This is a genomic window from Streptacidiphilus sp. MAP12-20, from assembly GCF_041262525.1.
Taxonomy (GTDB): Bacteria; Actinomycetota; Actinomycetes; order Streptomycetales; family Streptomycetaceae; genus Streptacidiphilus.
This window is the reverse complement of the sequence record NZ_JBGCCK010000032.1, coordinates 37,133-54,493: the sequence shown is the minus strand read 5'-3', so window position 1 is coordinate 54,493 and position 17,361 is coordinate 37,133. Positions and strand designations below refer to the sequence as shown.

Sequence of the window (17,361 nt, the reverse complement as noted above, 5' to 3'; positions counted from 1 at the left end):
GGCCTTACTGAACGCAGCCACTTCCCCGCGAAGCGAAGGAGCACGATGAGCACCGACCCGCGCGCACCCAAGGGCGCGACCGAGGCCACCCGCAAGGCGCACGCCGAACTCGCAGCGCGGCTCCCCCTCGCGGACACCGCCGACTTCGTGCGCGCGGAGCGCGGCCTGCTGGCGCGTACGGAGGAGGACGCGATTCTCAACGCCTTCGGCGTACCGGCCTGGGACTTCACCGCGAGCCGCGCGCTCGCGGCGACGCCCGAGGCTCCGGAGACGGTGAATCCCTCCCTCTGGCGGCAGGCGCGTCTGAACGCCGCGCACGGGCTGTATGAGGTGACCGAGGGGATTTATCAGGTCCGCGGCTACGACCTGGCGAACATCACCTTTGTACGGGGCGAGTCCGGCTGGATCGTGATCGACCCGCTCACCGCCGCCGAGACCGCCGCCGCCGCGCTCGCCGCCGTCGACGCGCACTTCGGCGAGCGACCGGTCACCGCCGTCGTCTACACCCACTGCCACGTCGACCACTTCGCCGGCATCCGCGGCGTCGTCTCGGACGAGGACGTCGCGTCCGGCCGGGTCCGGCTCATCGGCCCGGAGGGCTTCCTGCAGCACGCGGTCAGCGAGAACGTCATCGCGGGAACCGCGATGAGCCGCCGCGCGCTGTTCATGTACGGGATGCTGCTGCCCAAGGGCGAGCGCGGCCACGTCGACACCGGACTCGGCCGTGCGGTCGCGGGCGGGACCTGGGGGCTGGTGCCGCCGACCGAGACGATCTCGGAGACGGGCACGGAGCTGACGGTCGACGGCGTGCGGATGGTCTTCCAGGTGACGCCGGGCACCGAGGCGCCCGCGGAGATGAACTTTCTCTTCCCCGACCACCGCGCGCTCTGCCTCGCCGAGAACTGCTCGGCGGTGCTGCACAACCTCTACACGCCGCGCGGCGCCGAGGTCCGCGACGCCCTCGCCTGGTCCGGCTACATCGACGAGGCGCTGCGCGACTACGCGCCCGCCGCCGACGTCGTCTTCGCCTCGCACCACTGGCCGCGCTGGGGCGAGGCCGAGATCGCCGACTATCTGACCAAGCAGCGCGACGGCTACCGCTACCTGCACGACCAGTCGATGCGGCTGGCCAACCTGGGCCTGGTCGCGAGTGAGATCGCCGAGGAGCTTGAGCTGCCGCCGGGCCTGGCGGACGAGTTCTTCCTGCGCGACTACTACGGCACCGTCAACCACAATGCCAAGGCCGTCTACCAGAAGTACCTGGGCTGGTTCGACGCCAACCCGGCGCATCTGCATCCGCTGCCGCCGGTGGACGCGGCGCGCAAGTACGTCTCCTACATGGGCGGCGCGGACGCGGTCCTGGCCCGCGCACGCGAGGACTTCGCGGCGGGCGAGTACCGCTGGGTGGCGGAGGCGGTCAACCAGGTCGTCTTCGCGGACCCCGCCAACGAGGAGGCGCGGCTGCTCCAGGCGGACACCCTCGAACAGCTCGGCTACCAGGCCGAGTCGGGCCCGTGGCGGGACTTCTACCTCACCGGCGCGCTGGAGTTGCGCCAGGGCACTCCGAAGCTGCCCGGCCTGCGGAATCCGATCCAGCCGGACGTGCTGCGCGGCATGCCGAGCTCGATGCTGCTGGACTACCTGGCGGTCCGCCTCGACGGCCCACGGGCGGCGCGGCACGCGCTGCGGCTGGAGCTCCGCTTCGACGACGCCGGAAGCACCCATCTCGTCGAGCTCTCCCACGGCACGCTGCACCACAGCACCCGCGTCACCGGCGCGACCGACGCCGTCGTCTCGCTCACCCGCGCGGGGCTCGCGCGCGTCGCGGACGACCCGTCAGCGCTGGACGAGCTGCTGGCCGATCGAACGATCGTCGTGCACGAGGGGCGCAAGGAATCGATCGCGGAACTGCTCGATCTTCTGGTCACGTTCGATCTCTTCTTCCCCGTGATCGAGCCATGACCGAGTCCCGATAGGATCGCCGCCTACAGACAGCGGTGCCACGCGGGCGCAAGCGCCTGACGGTTACCGGGGGACGAAGGACGAGGCTGGTGCCGAGTTGAGCGTGGTGACCGTCAAGCGACCGCCCAGGGCCTATCCGCCGGCGGTGCCGAACGAGGAAGTCCGGATGGAGTCTCCCCCTGAGCTCCCCCGCGACGACAACGGGGCCTGGTGGCAGTCGATGCTGCCGATGCTGGCGACAGCCGGCTCCGCCGCCTTCTTCTTCATGCCCGGCATGGCGATGATGATGAAGGTCATGGGCGGCCTGATGGTCGCCTCGACGGTGGCCATGGCCGTCGCCCAGCTGAACCAGCAGCGCAAGGGCGGCGGCGGCAGCGTCGACGACGAGCGCAGCGACTACCTCAAGTACCTGACCCAGCTGCGCAGGCAGGTCCGCCGCACGGCGCAGCTCCAGCGCGACTCGCAGCTCTACCTGCACCCGCAGCCGGACCAGCTCTGGTCGGTCGTCGCGGAGGGGCGCCGGCTCTGGGAGCGGCGTCCCAGTGACGGCGACTTCGGCCAGGTGCGCGTCGGACGCGGCCCGCAGCAGTTGCTGTCGCGGATCGTCCCGCCGCAGACGGCTCCCGTGGACGAGCTGGAGCCGCTCACCGCGGAGGCGATGCGCAACTTCCTCAAGGCGCACTCCACCCTGCCCGACCTGCCGCTGGCGATCTCACTGCGCGCCTTCTACCACCTCACGGTCTCCGGTGACCCGGAGACCGTCTACGGCCTGGTCCGCGCCACGCTCGCGCAGCTGACCACGCTGCACTCCCCCGACGACCTGGTCGTCGGCATCGCGGCCGCGCCCGGCGCGCTGCCCGAGTGGGAGTGGGCCAAGTGGCTCCCCCACGTCCAGCACTCGCGCGAGACGGACGGCGCGGGCTCGCTGCGGATGATCTGCACCTCGCTGGACGAGCTGGAGGAACTGCTCGACGACGAGCTCTCGGGCCGAGCCCGGTTCCACCGCGACGCGACGCCGGTGCCGGACCAGCCGCACCTGGTGATCGTGCTCGACGGCGCCTCAGTCGGCGTCGAGTCGGTTCTGGCCGCCACTGACGGCCTGCAGGGCGTCACCGTGATCGAGGTCGTCCCGGGCGACCTCGACGAGCCGCGCGGCGCTCTCGCGATCACCGTCACCCCGGAGAAGATGCGGCTCCGGTCCGCCTCCGGCGCCGTCTACACCGGCGCGCCCGACGTACTGAGCGCCTGGCAGGCGGAGGCGCTGGCCCGGCAGCTCGCGCCGCTGCGGGTCTCGGCGGGCGGCGACGACGAGCCGCTGCTGGCCAACCTCGACTTCACCGACCTGATGGGCGTCGGCGACGCCGCCTCGGTCGACACCGCCCGCACCTGGCGGCCACGCCCGATCCACGAGCGGCTGCGCGTCCCGATCGGCCTGGGCGCGGGTGGCGAGCCGGTGATCCTGGACCTCAAGGAGGCCTCGCTCGAGGGCATGGGCCCGCACGGCCTCTGCGTGGGCGCGACCGGCTCCGGCAAGTCCGAGCTGCTCCGCACTCTGGTGCTCGGCCTGGCGATGACGCACTCCTCGGAGACGCTCAACTTCGTCCTCGCCGACTTCAAGGGCGGCGCGACCTTCGCCGGTATGGCGGACATGCCGCACACCTCCGCGATCATCACCAACCTCGCGGAGGAGCTCACCCTCGTCGACCGCATGCGCGACTCGATCACCGGTGAGCTCAACCGCCGCCAGGAGCTGCTGCGCGCGGCCGGCAACTACGCGAACATCCACGACTACGAGCGTGCCCGCGCCGCGGGAGCTCCGCTGGAGCCGCTGCCCTCGCTGCTGCTGATCATCGACGAGTTCAGCGAGCTGCTGACGGCCAAGCCGGACTTCATCGAGATGTTCATCCAGATCGGCCGGATCGGCCGCTCGCTCGGCGTGCACCTGCTGCTCGCCTCGCAGCGGCTGGAGGAGGGCAAGCTGCGCGGTCTGGACACCTATCTCTCCTACCGCATCGGCCTGCGTACCTTCTCCGCCGCCGAGTCCCGGGCCGCGCTCGGCGTGCCGGACGCGTACCACCTGCCGCCGGTGCCTGGTGTCGGCTACCTGAAGTTCGGCACCGACGTGATGGCGCAGTTCAAGGCCGCCTACGTCTCCGGCCCCTACCGCGCCGGCGGGGCCCAGCAGTCCTCCGGGCGGGTGCGGCGCGCGCGGCCGGTGCTGTTCACCGGTTCGCCGGTGGCGCTGCCGCTGCTTCCGCTGGACGAACAGGTCGCCGAGCCGGTGGCCGCGCCGCGTCAGGACGATGCACTGGTGGACACCGTCCTCGACGTGATCGTGGACCGACTGGAGGGTCAGGGCCCGCCCGCCCACCAGGTCTGGCTGCCGCCGCTCAACGAGGCGCCCGCACTGGACCAGCTCTACGGCCAGCTGTTCGGCCGGCTCGCGGTCACCCCCGAGCGCGGCCTGACCGCGCCCGACTACACTGGGCAGGGCCGCCTGGTCGTACCGGTCGGCCTGGTCGACAAGCCCTTCGAGCAGCGCCGCGACCTCATGTACCTGGACTTCTCCGGGGCGGCGGGACACGGTCTGGTCGTGGGCGGTCCGCTCTCGGGCAAGTCGACGCTGCTGCGCACCGCGATCGCCTCCTTCGCGCTCAGTCACACCGCGTCCGAGGTGCAGTTCTACTGCCTGGACCTGGGCGGCGGCGGCATGATCGGCCTGCAGGGCCTGCCGCACGTCGGCGGGGTGGCCGGCCGTCTGGACGGCGACAAGGTACGCCGGATGATCGCCGAGGTCGCCGGGGTGCTGAACCGGCGCGAGGAGCTGTTCCGGGCCCAGCAGATCGACTCGGTCACCACCTTCCGCAACCGCCGCAAGCAGGGCCTGCTGCCGGACGAGCAGTACGGCGACGTGTTCCTGGTCGTCGACGGCTGGCTCAGCTTCCGGCAGGAGTTCGAGGCGCTGGAGCCGGTCGTCGCGGACATCGTGCAGCGCGGTCTGGCCTACGGCATCCACGTGGTGATCACCGCCAACCGTTACGGCGAGGTGCGCCCGGCGCTCAAGGACCTGCTGCAGACCCGCGTCGAGCTCAAGCTCGGCGACGCGATGGAGTCGGAGATCGACCGCAAGGTCGCCCAGAACGTGCCGTCCGGTGCGCCGGGGCGCGGCGTCACCTCCGACAAGCTGCACTTCCTTTCCGGTCTCCCGCGCCTGGACGGCTCCAGCGAGGTCGAGGACCTGGCGGACGGCGTGCTGGCGATGGTGCGCGCGGTCTCCGAGAACTGGCAGGGCCCGCGCGCACCGCAGGTGCGGATGCTGCCGGACCTGCTCCCCGCCGAGCAGCTGCCCAAGCCCTTCGAGACGCCGGAGCTCGGCATCGCGATCGGCGTGGACGAGACCTCGCTCTCGCCGGTGTACCTCAACTTCGACACCGACCCGCACTTCATCGTCTTCGGTGACGGCGAGACGGGTAAGACGGCGCTGCTGCGTCTGCTGCTCAAGGGCATCACCGAGCGGTACACCCCCGAGCAGGCACTGATCGTGATCGGCGACTACCGCCGCTCGCTGCTCGGCACCGTCACCTCCCCGCACCTGCTGGAGTACGCCGCGGCGCAGCCCGCGCTGCAGGCGTTCCTCGGGGACGTGAAGGGCTCGATGGAGCGCCGCATCCCCGGCAAGGACGTCACCCAGGCGCAGCTCCGCGACCGCAGCTGGTGGAGCGGCCCGGAGCTGTTCCTGGTGATCGACGACTACGACCTGGTCGCGACCTCCACCGGCAACCCGCTGTCGCAGCTGCTGGAGGTGCTCCCGTTCGCCAAGGACGTGGGCCTGCACATCATCATCGCCCGCCGCTCGGGCGGCGCCGGGCGTGCCCTGTTCGAGCCGGTCATGCAGCGGCTCAAGGAGCTGGGCGCGCAGGGCATCGTCCTCTCCGGCGACCGGGACGAGGGGGTCCTGCTGGGCAACATCCGCCCGCAGGTGCTGCCGCCCGGCCGGGGTGTGCTGGTCACCCGGCGCCGGGGCTCGTTCACGGTGCAGACGGGCTGGACGCCTGCTCAGTAACTGGACAGTAGGGCCGGCCGCGGGCAGGTAGCGCGATCGTTATCCGGACGGTTTGCACCGCCCACCGCTCGATCCGAAGCAGCCGAAGGGGCCGCTGAGTGTTTCGTCACTCGGCGGCCCCTTTGTTGTGGTGCGATCCAGCAGCCTTGATCACATGATCATTAACGACTGTTAGCATCAATGGCAAGGTCGAAACTCACTCTTGCTTTAGATCAGAAGGCAAGGGGAGGTTTACGTCATATCCGACATAACCCTGAGGCTGCATCAGATCAGTTGTGATAGTCGAAACCGGCAACGGAATCCGAAGCAAAACGCGCCTTGACGCCTCGTTAACGGCAGGGTTCCATGACTGAGCCAGGGAGCGACTGACAACAGCGCCAGCTACCCGCCAGGAGGCGATAGCGCTCCCCCTCGCAGAAACCCCCGTTGCACCGTTGCACGAGCCGAACGGAACGCCCATGACCGACATTCTGCGCCGTCCTGACGACGGCATCGCGGACTCAGCGCCCTCGATCGAGGCAGCGGAGCCGCAGAAGCTCAAGCGTTCCATCGGCGTCGTCGGCGGCACTCTGCTGACGCTGTCCTGTCTGACCCCGGCGTCCTCGCTCTTTGTGATCGTGCCGGCCTCGTTCGCGACCCTCGGCACGGGCACCGCCCTGACGCTGGTGATCGCGATCGTTCTCTGTGTCGGCGTCGCTTGGTGTTACTCCGAGCTCGGCACGCTGGTGCCCAGCGCGGGCGGCGAGTACGCCATGGCGGGTCACACGGTCGGACGCTTCGCCGGCTGGCTGGCCTTCATCCAGGCCATCCTGGTGGTGATGATCGTGCCGCCGGTGATCGCGCTCGGAACGGCGCAGTACCTCTCTCCGATCGTCCATATCGACCCGAAGTTGATGGGCGCGATCGTCATGGTCGCGGCCACCGTGATGGGCCTCCTCGATCTGCGCGCCAACGCCTGGATCACCGGCATCTTCCTGGTACTGGAGGTCATCGCCGCAGGTCTGGTCGCGGTGCTCGGGTTCTCCCACACTCACCGCTCGGCCTCCGTGCTGGTCCACCCGGAGCTGCCCGGCGGGCACGTCGGCGGCCTGACGATCGTGGTCGGCCTGGCGGCCGCGCTCTTCATCACCCAGGGCTTCTCCACCGCCGTCTACCTGGCCGAGGAGATGGACACGCCGCACCGCACGGTCCCTCGGACCGTCCTGTGGACCCTCGGCATCGGCTCCGCCGTGATCCTGATCCCGGTCATCGCGATCACGCTGGGCGCGCCCAGCCTGGACGCCCTGGCGGGCGGCGACATCAGCACGATGGTCACCCAGTGGAGCAACTCGGCGGTCGGCACCTTCGTCAGCCTCTGCATCGCCCTGGCGATCATCAACGCGGCGATCGTCATGGTCATCCAGAACTCCCGCGTGCTCTACTCCTCCGCCCGTGACAAGGCCTGGCCCGAGCCGGTCAACCGCGCCTTCTCCAACCTGAGCAAGCGCTACGGCTCCCCGTGGATCGCCACCCTGGCCGTCGGCATCCCCGGCGCTGCCCTCTGCTTCGTCGACATGACGCTGCTGAACCTGATCACAGGCGTCGCGGTCACCCTGCTCTACGCATGCGTCGCCGTCGCCGCGCTCGGCTCGCGCCGCGCCCACCACAAGGAGGCCAAGGCCTTCCGGATGCCCCTGTGGCCCGCGGTGCCGATCGCGATCCTGGCCGTCCTGGCCTTCGTGATGTACGAGCAGGACAACAAGGCCCTGCTGTGGACCGGCGGAATCACCGTCGTCGCCGCCCTCTACTGGGTCTTCTACCTGCGGCCCCGCCCGGACACTCGCTGGATCATCACCGTCCCCGAGGACGAGAAGGCCTGATCCGGCCCCGGTCCCGCAACGACACAGAGCCCGCCCCGCGCATCGCGCGGGGCGGGCTCTCTGCGTTGGCTGTCGCGCCCTGTACGGGGTAGCCGCGGGAGGCCGCGCACAGCCTCGGCGCGCGCACAGACGCCTCCCGGCCGAAGGCTGTGGAAAGCCGGGGCCAGGGGCTGGCGCAGCCGCGCGTCTCACAGCTGGAGCCCGACGGGAGGCACGAGGTGGCCCGGGGCCGGCTGCCGAAGCTCAGTGCGCGGGGCGCGTCCGGCGGCGGGTGTCGCGGATGACGGTGGCGGTGCCGGTGATGAGGATCAGGCCGAAGGCGCCGAGCGCCGTCGCGTACAGGGCCGTGCGCTGGTCGCGCTGCTGCTGGGTCTCGCCGACGGCGAGGGGGCGGGCGTGGACCGGGGTCGCCGCGGAGGTGCTCGCGGGAGTGGCGACCGGGGCGTCCTGGGGTGGGGAGTCGTCCGTGACGGCGGCGACCGGGTCGACCACGCCCCAGCCGATGTACGGGTTCCAGCCCGCGTCCGTGCGCAGCGCGGTCTGCTCGATCCTGGCGACGATCTGCGCGGGCGTCCAGGTCGGGTACTTCTCGCGCAGCAGCGCGGCCACACCCGCCGCGTAGGGTGCGGCGAAGCTCGTGCCGCTGTCGACGCACTGGCCGCCCTTGGGGACGGTGGAGACGATGTCCACGCCGGGCGCCGCGACGCCCACCGACTTGCCCGTCTCCGAGAAACCGTCGGCGCGCTCGTCGTTGCGGTCGGACGCGCCGACGCCGAGGACGCCGGGCAGGGCGGCCGGGTAGGTCGGCAGGGCGAGGTTCTCGTTACCGGCAGCTGCGACCACGACGACGTTCTTGGCCAGTGCCTTGCGCACGGCCACGGCCAGCGGACTGCTCGCGGTGACCGCCTGGTACGGCGCGCCGTTCTGGTCGGTGAGGTCCTGCGAGATGTTGATCACCTGGGCGCCGTGGCCGACCGCGTAGTCGACCGCCGCGGCGAGCGACTTCTCGTCGGCGTGACCCTGCCCGTCGTTCTGCCGGATCGCGAGGATCCTCGCGCCCGGCGCGAGGCCCTGGAAGCCGGTACGGCGCTCCGGGTCGGGGCGGGCGGCGATGATGCCGGCGACCATCGTGCCGTGGCCGACCAGGTCCGTGGTGGATCCGCCGTCCGGTGGATTGGTCTTGGGGAGAAAGTCCTGCCCGGCCCTGACCGAGCCTGCGAGCTGGCTGTTGGCGTCACTGACGCCGGAGTCGATCACGGCCACCGTGACGCCGCGGCCGTCGTACTTGGCGTGCAGCTGGGAGAGCAGGATCCGCTGGAGCGCCCACGGGTCACCGGCGATCGGGTCCGCCGGGAAGTGGCACTGGCCGTCCGAGGCCAGCGCGGCCGTGCCCGCGCCGACCGGCAGGATCGGCACGGCGGTGCACGCGAGGGCGCAGGCGGCGACCGCCAGCGCCCTGCGGTGGAGCCTGTTCACGGTGCGGTTCCCCCAGGGTCGGTCACACCGCCGCGCCGCCCCGCCCAACGAGGGACGGACCGGCGCGGCGGCATGCGTGGGCACGTACGCGGACGCGGGTCTCGCGTCGGGCGCGGTGGTGGGGCGGTTCAGCCCCAGATCGCAGCGTTGCGGTTCTCCGTCGCCTGGTAGTTCTGACCGGCGCTGTCGAGCGCGCCGGCGATCTGGACGAGCACGGCGTGCAGGTCCGCGGCGGCGGTGTCCCACTCTCGCTGGCGGGCCTGGTAGCCCTCCTGCGCCTTGCCCTCCCAGGACTGGGCGATGCGCTGCACGCCCGCGCGCAGGTCGTCCAGCTGCTGCTGGACCTTCGCGGCGGTCGAGCGGACGTCGGACGCGGCCTGGGACACGGTGCCGAAACTGACAAGGATGTGGCCGGGGTCAGTCATGATGTCTCCTCTTCGGAAGTCACGCAGGTGGTGGCGGTTCAGGGAGTGTCGGACGGCTCGGCGTCAGCCGAGCGCCGAGGTGATCTTGCTCATCCCCGAGTGCTGCTCCTGCTCCGTCGCGGTGTACTGCTGCGAGGTGTTGTCGATCGCGTCCTTGATCTCGCTGAGCACCTTGTTCAGCTTGGCCGCGTCCTCGTTCCACTTCTGCTGCAGCTGCTGGTACGAGGTCGCCGCCGCGCCCTGCCAGCCCGAGGTGACCGAGCTGACGACGTTGTTGAGCGAGCTCAGCTCCTGCTGGATCTGCGCGTTGACCTCGGAAATGCGGGCGGAGAAGGCCCGCATCTCATCTGCGGTAGTCCTGAACTGACCCGACATGTGCACCGTCCCCCATGAGACAGACCTGTGACGACCGGGCGTCCGGCGCGGACCGCCCCCGGTCGACATCACCGAGCGATGATGTCCCGTAGCACTTTAGCCGCACCGTCAGACACCCCCAACACCAGGTTGTGGACAGCTTCGTCCCAGTTCCGTGACAGCAGTGCCGCACCGGACCTGGCGGGCCGCAGCGCCGCTGACTGACCGTCAGGAGCCCTGCTGCTGCTCCGCGGCGTCCTTCGTCAGCGCGGGGCCGGCGGGCACGAGATCGGCCCAGCCGAGCGGCACCGGGCTGGGGTTCGTCTGCCCGTAGCCGAGCCGGGCCGCGGCGGTGTCGCTCTGCCCGGCGCCCGGTACCGATCCGGGGGCGCTCGCCGACCCGTCCGAGGCGGCCGACGGCGAGGCGCCGTTGCCGTCGCTGTTCATCTGCACCGGGTAGCGCAGGCCGGTGTCGGTGAGCAGGTAGACCTTGCCGCCGCCGCCCACGCCGCCGTTGACCGCCTGCAGCAGCAGGCCGGTGCCGGGGGTCACGTAGACGCCGGCGGTACCGGAGTTCTTGTTCACCGGGAAGTCCGACCCGAGCCAGAGCCCGAGTTGCGGCCCGTTGGCGTCCATGGCGCCGCTGTAGACGGCGCAGCTGGCCATCGCGCTACCGCTGACCCCGAGGTTCGCCTGACTGACCGTCCCCTTGGGCCAGTTCTTCCCTGACTCGAAGGGTGTCACCAGGTTGGAGTTCAGCAGCTTGTACTGGTTGACGTCGGTCTCGGCGGTGCTCAGGTGCATCGCGCCGACCAGGCCGAGGGTGAAGTCGGAGATCTTGTGCGGACCGTCCTTGAGCAGCACGTAGTGCAGCTCGCCGCCGCTCGGGTCGGCCACCTTCAGCAGGTCGCCGATGTGGTAGCCGCTGCCGCCGACATCCGGCCCGGTGTACGGCTTGCCGAAGCCGTCGATGTCCGCGCGGGGCATCGCGATCGCGTCGCCCGCGACCAGGGTCTTCAGCCAGGCGGGGGTGACCTGCTGCGGCATGCCCGCCGAGGCCCCGAAGGCGGCGACGACGAGCCTGCGCGCGTCCTTGGCGTCCGCGACCAGCTCGTGCGAGATGCCCGAGGCGTCGACCAGGTAGCTGCTGCCGTCGGGCGTCTGCACGTACAGCGCCTGGTCGGCCCTGAGCCGGCCGTGGCCGGCGACCACCGCGGCCTGGGCGCCGCCGAGGACGAAGAGCTTCTGCGCCACGCCGTCCGTGGCGGTGGCGTCCGAACGCTCGCAGGCCGCCCAGGTCTTGACCGCGGCGGCGTCCGTCGCTGTGGGCAGGTTGTCCGGGGCGTAGGGGATGCCGATGGTCGGACCGTGCTGGATCTGCGGGGAGTTGAGCACCGAGTCGTCGATGTACTGGACGCCGGAGTTGCCGCTGAGCAGCAGCCGGGCCGAGGACATGTTGAGCACCGGGTGCAGGACGCCGTCGAGCATCACGTACCGGGTCGTCGTCTGCTTGTCGACGATGACCGCGTTCGCCTTCTGCCAGCCGTGCGGCGCCGATGGCCGCAGCATCCCGTAGGCGCCGAACGCCGCGACCGCCACGGCGCCCAGCACCAGACTGGGCACGACGGCGCGCAGCGCCCTCGGCGCGTCCTCCACGCTGCCGCCGCCGCTCGGCTGCAGAAACGCCGCCACGGTGCGCTTGCGCGCGAACGTGTAGGCGCTGAGCTCATTTCGGCGTGAAGCCATCCCCTTGCTCTCCCCGTCGTCGGAATGGTCGCGGCACGGCGCTCCGGCAGCCCCTCACGACACCGCGCGCGTGCGGTACGTACGGTACGGGTACGGTGTTGCGATCAGCCAACCGGGCCGGGGTTTTGCTCCACGCCGGTTTTCCGGGAAGCTGCATTCGCCACGTACGCGCCAGTGCGCTCGCCGACGCGAGCGAGCCGCGCGGACGACCTAAGCAGACGACCTAAGGGGAGCCTCGGGGGATGCCCAGTCAGACCGCTTCGCGCCACGCGCCGCCCGGGTCCGACCCGCGCCGTCAGCACGCGTCGCCCACCGCGCCCGCCGGGGCCGGGCAGGCAGTGCCCTCCGGGCACTCGGCTCCCGGCGACGTGACGGTCCGGCTGCGGCCGCGACCCGGACTGCTCGGGCCGGTGCGACTGGTCCAGCTGATCCTGGTCGAGGCGGTCGCCGCAGCCGCGCTGATCGGCTGGGCCCACGGCCGGATGGCGCTGATCGCGGGCGGACTGCTCGGCGTGCTGCTGCTCGTACCCGTGGTGCTGCGCCTCGGCGGGCTCTCGCTCGCGGACAACCTGCGCGCCCGCGCGGCGCTGCGGAGGCGGATCCGTCGCGCCGCCCTCGCACCTCACGGCCCCGACGTGGACCCGGTGCTGACCCCGGTGCTGGAGTGCGAGCCCGCGCTGCGCGTGGTCACGCACAGCATCGAGGCGGACGGCGGCGTGGGCCGCCGCGAGCGCCGCGAGATCGGCATGGTCGGCGACGGCACCTTCCTCAGCGCGCTGATCCAGGTCGAGGCGCCGGACCGGCCGCTGCGTCCACACCCGGGCGCCGTCCCGCTGGCGCTGACGCTGCTCGCGCAGGGTCTGCGGGCCGACGACATCGTGCTCGACTCCGTCCAACTCGTGCAGTACGCCCAGCCCGCGCCCGCGCCGCACCTGCCCGAGCAGGCGCTGGCCGCCCGCGCCTACCGGGAGCTGCCGAGCGGCGCCAGCACACCGGGGCTGCGGCTCACCTGGGTCGCCGTCAGGCTCGACCCGGAGCTCTGCCGCAGCGCGGTCGCCGCACGCGGCGGCGGCGAGAGCGGCGCCCGCAAGGCCCTGCAGCGCGCGGTGGACCAGCTCGCCAGTCGCCTCATCGAGACCGGCCTGCGCGCGACGGTACTGGACGCCGCCCAGATCACCGCCGCGATCGGCACCGCCGTCTGTCCGAACCCGGTCGCCGTCACGCACGGACGCGGAGCCGCGGGCTCAGTGGACGGCGGCGCGCCCCGGCGCACGGCCGAGACGGCCAAGTCCTGGCGCTGCGACGACCGCTGGCACCGCAGCTACTGGATCGGCCAGTGGCCCAGGCTCAACCCGCAGAGCACCCCGGAGCTGGTCAACCTGCTGACCGGGACCCCGGCCCTGGGCAGCTCCTTCGCGCTGACCCTGCGCGAGGCGGGCACGGGCGCGGTCGCGCTCAGCGGCCACGTCCGGATCACCGCCCGTGGCGAGAGTGAACTGACGACTGCCGCCCGGCAGTTGGAAACCCGCGCGCGCAGCGCCGGGGCCGGCCTGGTCCGGCTGGAACTGGAACAGGTGCCGGGCGTCCTCGCGACGCTTCCGCTTGGGGGGACGTGCTGATGGCCATGCCGACTTCTCGTCAGACCCTTCAGCCTCCGGCTGAGGCACCCAGTCCGGGAGGCCGCGTCCGCCGGGCGCTGGCCGGCTTCGGCCTGCCGGGACCGCGCCGCGAGCAGCACGTGCTGACGCTGGACCAGCTCGGCTCGGTGAGCCTGCCCGTCGGCGACGACGGCGTGGTGGTCGGCACCGACGGAACCGGCGCGCCAGCGGTGCTCGGCCTGTTCCGGCCGCGTTCGTACGACGTGGTCCTGGTCGGCGGCGTCTGGACGGCCCAGCTGATCGCGCTCCGCGCGGCGGCGACGGGGGCGCGGGTCGCCGTCGAGACCGAGCGCGGGCAGACCTGGGGCCCGGTCGCGCAGGCGGCGGGCGGCGGGCAGCCGTGCATGACCGTGCATCCGATCGGCCGGCTCGGGCCGCAGGGCGCGTCCGTGGCGGGCCCGGTCCTGGTCGTCCGCGACGCGGGCCCGCGTCCGGCGCGCACCCGGCTGTCGGCGGCGCCGTGGCAGGCGATGCTCACGCTGCTCCCCTATCTCGCCGAGGGCGCGGACCGGTTGCTCACCTCGGCGGACCTGGTCGGCGTCCAGCGGGTCGCCCCGCAGGAGGCCGCGCTCATCGCGCGCGCCCTCGACCTGCCACGCGAGGAGGAGGCGGCGCTGCCGAATCTGGGCGACGGCGTGACCCTGTGGACCAACCGCCGCACCCGCACCTTCGTCCAGGGCGGACCGACGGCCTCGGAGGCCCAGGTGCTGGGGCAGGCGCGGCGCGTCGACTGAGTTCGCGGCGGGGAGGCCAAGGGTAGGAGGGGCTCCCGGGCTGTCCGGGCAGGCGATTACTCTGTGAGTCTCCGAGGCCAACGAGAGGGCGGGCACAGTGACGAGCGATCGCGACGGCGTCTACGTGGGCGACCAAGCGCCCGACGAGGACGAGGAGTGGTCGGACGCACCTGACTACACGCCTCCCGCCTGGTACATGCAGAACGCCCCCCAGGTGGGCGGGCCCGCGCCCGCAGCCGTCCCCCAGCAGGGCGGCTTTCCGCCGTCACCCCCCGCTCCTGCGGGTGAACCCGTCGCGCAGCCCGGCGCCTACGCGCCCCCACCCGGCCTGCCGCCGCAGATCAGCGGCACGTCCTTCGGCGCCCCCGCCGCGCCTCTCGCCCCGGTCGCGCAACCGCCTGCGCCGGGCCTGCCGCCGACTTCCCCTCCGGCCCCGGTGACGCCGGCGCAGAGCGGCACGTTCGGCGCACCCCTCGGGACCGCCCCGGACGTGCACGCGGGCGGCGCTGAGGTCGTTCCCGCCGCGCCCGCGCCCGCCCCTGACGCGGCGCCGACCGCTGCGGGCTCGCGCAGCGACTCCGCTCGCCCGACGTTCCCCGCCGACAACCGGCCTGCGGCCGAAGCCCCGGCCACGCCCGAGGCCACCGGCGGCTCCGCGGCGATCGGTGCGCCCGAGACCCCGGCTGCACCCGGGTTCGGACCGCCTGCCGCCCCGCACCGGCCGGGCCCGGTCGGCGGCCTGGCACCTGACGCCGGGGCCGACACCTCCGGCGCCTTCGGACCGCCGGGGACCTCCCCGGAGGGCCAAAACACCGCCACGGGCGGCTCCGCAGCGTTCGGAACGCCAGAGGCCCCAGCCGCACTTGGCTTCGCCGTACCAGGTGAGCCACGACAGCAGGGTCCAGCCGACAGCCAAGCAGCGCCTGTCGGCGCGGCTGACACCCCGGCCGGATCCGCGTTCGGCGCGCCCGCTGCCTTCGGCCCGCCGGGGACCTCCCCCGAGGGCGAGACCCCCGCCACGGGCGGCACCATCCCGATCGAAGCGCCCCAGCCCCCGACCGCACCCGGCTTCGGCCTGCCCGGCGCCTTCGGCACCCTGAGCGAGCCACAGCACAGTGCTACCGGCCACCAAGCGGCCTCCGGCCCGGCCGCCGCCTTCGGTGAGGGCCAGAACCCCGCTGCGAGCGACGGCGCGGCGGCGTTCGGTGCACCCGCTGAGCCGCAGCAACAGGCTCACGCAATCGGCCAGACACCCTTCGGCGAAGGGCAGAGCCCCGCCGCGAGCAGCGGCCCGGCACCGTTCGGTCCGCCCGAGACCCCGGCCGCGCCCGCGTTCGGCGCACCCGCTGAGCCGCAGCAACAGAGTCACGCGGTTGGCCAGACACCCTTCGGCGAAAGCCAGAGCCCCGCCGCGAGCGGCGGCCCGGCAGCGTTCGGTCCGCCCGCACCCGGCGCGCCTGGTGAGCCGCGGCAACAGAGTCACGCCGTCGGCCAGACACCCTTCGGCGAAAGCCAGAGCCCCGCCGCGAGCAGCGGCCCGGCACCGTTCGGTCCGCCCGAGACCTCGGCCGCGCCCGGTGAGCCGTGGAGCCAGGCCTCCTTCGGCGCGCCCGGCGCCCCCGCCGCACCCGGCGTGCCCGGGTTCGGCGCGGCGGCCGGGGGCGGGTACTCCGCCGGGGCCGCCGCGGAGATCGCCGCGCAGCCCGTCGTGTTCGGGCCGCCGTTGATCGACCCGAGTGGCGCGCCGCAGGGCGCGGGCGAGGTGCCGCCGTACGGCGAGAACCCCTACCGTCCTGCCTCCCCGCCGCCCGCTCACCCGGGTCAGCCGAGGCCGCCCGCCCAGGCGCCCGCGCCGCCCGCCGGGCCGCCGCAGGCGAACCCGTGGGCCACGCCGCCGCAGGCGTGGGGCGGGTCGGCGCAGCCCGTCGCGCAGGGCGCACCGCTCGGCTACACCGCCGCCGTCGAGCTCTCCTCCGACCGCCTGCTGCGCAACCAGCAGCCCGAGCGGCGTCAGGGCGCCGGCCGGTTCCGCCTCGGCGGGAAGGCCGCCGAGGCCGAGCGTCAGCAGAAGCTCGCGGTCATCCGGACTCCCGTGATGACCAGCTACAAGATCGCCGTCATCAGCCTCAAGGGCGGCGTCGGCAAGACGACCACGACCACCGCGCTCGGCTCCACCCTGGCCAGCGAGCGCCAGGACAAGGTCATCGCCATCGACGCCAACCCGGACGCGGGCACCCTCGGCCGCCGCGTCCGCCGCGAGACCGGCGCGACCATCCGCGACCTCGTCACCGCGATCCCGCACCTGCGCAGCTACATGGACGTGCGCCGGTACACCTCGCAGGCGACCAGCGGCCTCGAGATACTCGCGAACGACGTCGACCCGGCCGTCTCGACGACGTTCAACGACGAGGACTACCGCCAGGTCATCGGCTTCCTCGGCCAGCAGTACCCGATCATCCTGACCGACTCCGGCACCGGTCTGCTCTACAGCGCGATGCGCGGCGTCCTGGACCTCGCCGACCAGCTGATCGTCGTCTCGACGCCCAGCGTCGACGGCGCCAGCAGCGCCAGCACCACGCTGGACTGGCTGACCGCCCACGGCTACGCGGATCTGGTCCAGCGCAGCATCACCGTGGTCTCCGGCGTGCGCGAGACCTCGAAGACGATCAAGATCGACGACATCGTCGCGCACTTCCAGACCCGCTGCCGCGGCGTCGTGGTCGTGCCCTTCGACGAGCATCTGGCCGCCGGGGCCGAGGTCGACCTCAACCGGATGAAGCCGAAGACCCGCGAGGCCTACTTCAACCTGGCCGCACTCGTCGCGTCCGACTTCGCCCGGATCCAGCCGCAGCCGATCGGCTGGCAGCAGCAGCCCCTGCCGCCGCGCCCGAACGAGCCCTACGCGCCGCCGCCGTTCCCGCCGGCGGGCCAGGGCCAGTACCCGGCGCAGGCCCCGCAACCCCCGGCCCCCGCAACAGGGCCGCAGCCGGGCCCGCCGCAGCAGCCCTACGACCCGCGCCAGCAGTGGGGCTACGGCTACCCGCCGCCGCAGCAGTAAGGACGCAAGCAGGAGGGGCGGCCCGC

General features: G+C 72.5%; 10 protein-coding genes. 6 read left to right on the top strand and 4 right to left on the bottom strand.

What is annotated here, in order from left to right:
- The first annotated feature begins 45 nt into the window (after window positions 1–45).
- The 3 genes from ABIA32_RS30850 to ABIA32_RS30840 all read left to right on the top strand — a co-directional run bounded on the left by ABIA32_RS30850 (window position 46) and on the right by ABIA32_RS30840 (window position 7,884).
- Window positions 46–1,962, top strand: a complete 1,917-nt coding sequence (locus tag ABIA32_RS30850; RefSeq protein ID WP_370102683.1) for an alkyl/aryl-sulfatase — start codon at window positions 46–48, stop codon at window positions 1,960–1,962.
- 97 nt (window positions 1,963–2,059) lie between these two features.
- Window positions 2,060–6,025 carry a type VII secretion protein EccCa gene (eccCa, locus tag ABIA32_RS30845; RefSeq protein WP_370102681.1) on the top strand — a complete coding sequence of 1,322 codons (3,966 nt, stop codon included), beginning with the start codon at window positions 2,060–2,062 and terminating at the stop codon, window positions 6,023–6,025.
- Between the two features lie 458 nt (window positions 6,026–6,483).
- Complete coding sequence (locus ABIA32_RS30840; RefSeq protein ID WP_370102679.1) at window positions 6,484–7,884, top strand: APC family permease; 1,401 nt, start codon at window positions 6,484–6,486, stop codon at window positions 7,882–7,884.
- A gap of 243 nt (window positions 7,885–8,127) precedes the next feature.
- Here the strand turns inward: ABIA32_RS30840 and mycP are convergent, their stop codons facing one another.
- The 4 genes from mycP to eccB form a co-directional block, all read right to left on the bottom strand.
- Window positions 8,128–9,360 (bottom strand): type VII secretion-associated serine protease mycosin, encoded by a 1,233-nt coding sequence (mycP, locus tag ABIA32_RS30835; protein WP_370102677.1) that lies wholly within the window; start codon window positions 9,358–9,360, stop codon window positions 8,128–8,130.
- 128 nt (window positions 9,361–9,488) lie between these two features.
- Window positions 9,489–9,785 carry a WXG100 family type VII secretion target gene (locus ABIA32_RS30830; RefSeq protein WP_370102675.1) on the bottom strand — a complete coding sequence of 99 codons (297 nt, stop codon included), beginning with the start codon at window positions 9,783–9,785 and terminating at the stop codon, window positions 9,489–9,491.
- Window positions 9,786–9,848: 63 nt separating this feature from the next.
- Entirely contained in the window at window positions 9,849–10,160 is a 312-nt protein-coding gene (locus ABIA32_RS30825; RefSeq protein ID WP_370102673.1) for a WXG100 family type VII secretion target, read from the bottom strand.
- Between the two features lie 207 nt (window positions 10,161–10,367).
- Window positions 10,368–11,885, bottom strand: coding sequence for a type VII secretion protein EccB (gene eccB, locus ABIA32_RS30820; protein ID WP_370102670.1), 1,518 nt, complete (start codon window positions 11,883–11,885; stop codon window positions 10,368–10,370).
- Between the two features lie 242 nt (window positions 11,886–12,127).
- On the opposite strand from eccB, the gene eccE reads away from it, so the two are divergent.
- The 3 genes from eccE (at window position 12,128) to ABIA32_RS30805 (ending at window position 17,335) form a co-directional block, all read left to right on the top strand.
- The gene (gene eccE / locus ABIA32_RS30815) at window positions 12,128–13,504 is read left to right on the top strand and encodes a type VII secretion protein EccE (protein ID WP_370102668.1); all 1,377 of its coding nucleotides are present in this window, start codon (window positions 12,128–12,130) and stop codon (window positions 13,502–13,504) included.
- 5 nt (window positions 13,505–13,509) lie between these two features.
- Window positions 13,510–14,277 carry a hypothetical protein gene (locus ABIA32_RS30810; protein WP_370102666.1) on the top strand — a complete coding sequence of 256 codons (768 nt, stop codon included), beginning with the start codon at window positions 13,510–13,512 and terminating at the stop codon, window positions 14,275–14,277.
- Between the two features lie 97 nt (window positions 14,278–14,374).
- Window positions 14,375–17,335: an AAA family ATPase gene (locus tag ABIA32_RS30805; protein ID WP_370102664.1), complete on the top strand. Its 2,961-nt coding sequence runs from the start codon at window positions 14,375–14,377 to the stop codon at window positions 17,333–17,335.
- Window positions 17,336–17,361: the final 26 nt, after the last annotated feature.

Bases quoted from the DNA above. Each gene is read 5' to 3' on its own strand.
- ABIA32_RS30825 (WP_370102673.1), bottom strand. From the start codon at position 10,160: ATGTCGGGTCAGTTCAGGACTACCGCAGATGAGATGCGGGCCTTCTCC.
- ABIA32_RS30850 (WP_370102683.1), top strand. From the start codon at position 46: ATGAGCACCGACCCGCGCGCACCCAAGGGCGCGACCGAGGCCACCCGC.
- ABIA32_RS30830 (WP_370102675.1), bottom strand. From the start codon at position 9,785: ATGACTGACCCCGGCCACATCCTTGTCAGTTTCGGCACCGTGTCCCAG.
- eccE (WP_370102668.1), top strand. From the start codon at position 12,128: ATGCCCAGTCAGACCGCTTCGCGCCACGCGCCGCCCGGGTCCGACCCG.
- ABIA32_RS30810 (WP_370102666.1), top strand. From the start codon at position 13,510: ATGCCGACTTCTCGTCAGACCCTTCAGCCTCCGGCTGAGGCACCCAGT.
- ABIA32_RS30840 (WP_370102679.1), top strand. From the start codon at position 6,484: ATGACCGACATTCTGCGCCGTCCTGACGACGGCATCGCGGACTCAGCG.
- eccB (WP_370102670.1), bottom strand. From the start codon at position 11,885: ATGGCTTCACGCCGAAATGAGCTCAGCGCCTACACGTTCGCGCGCAAG.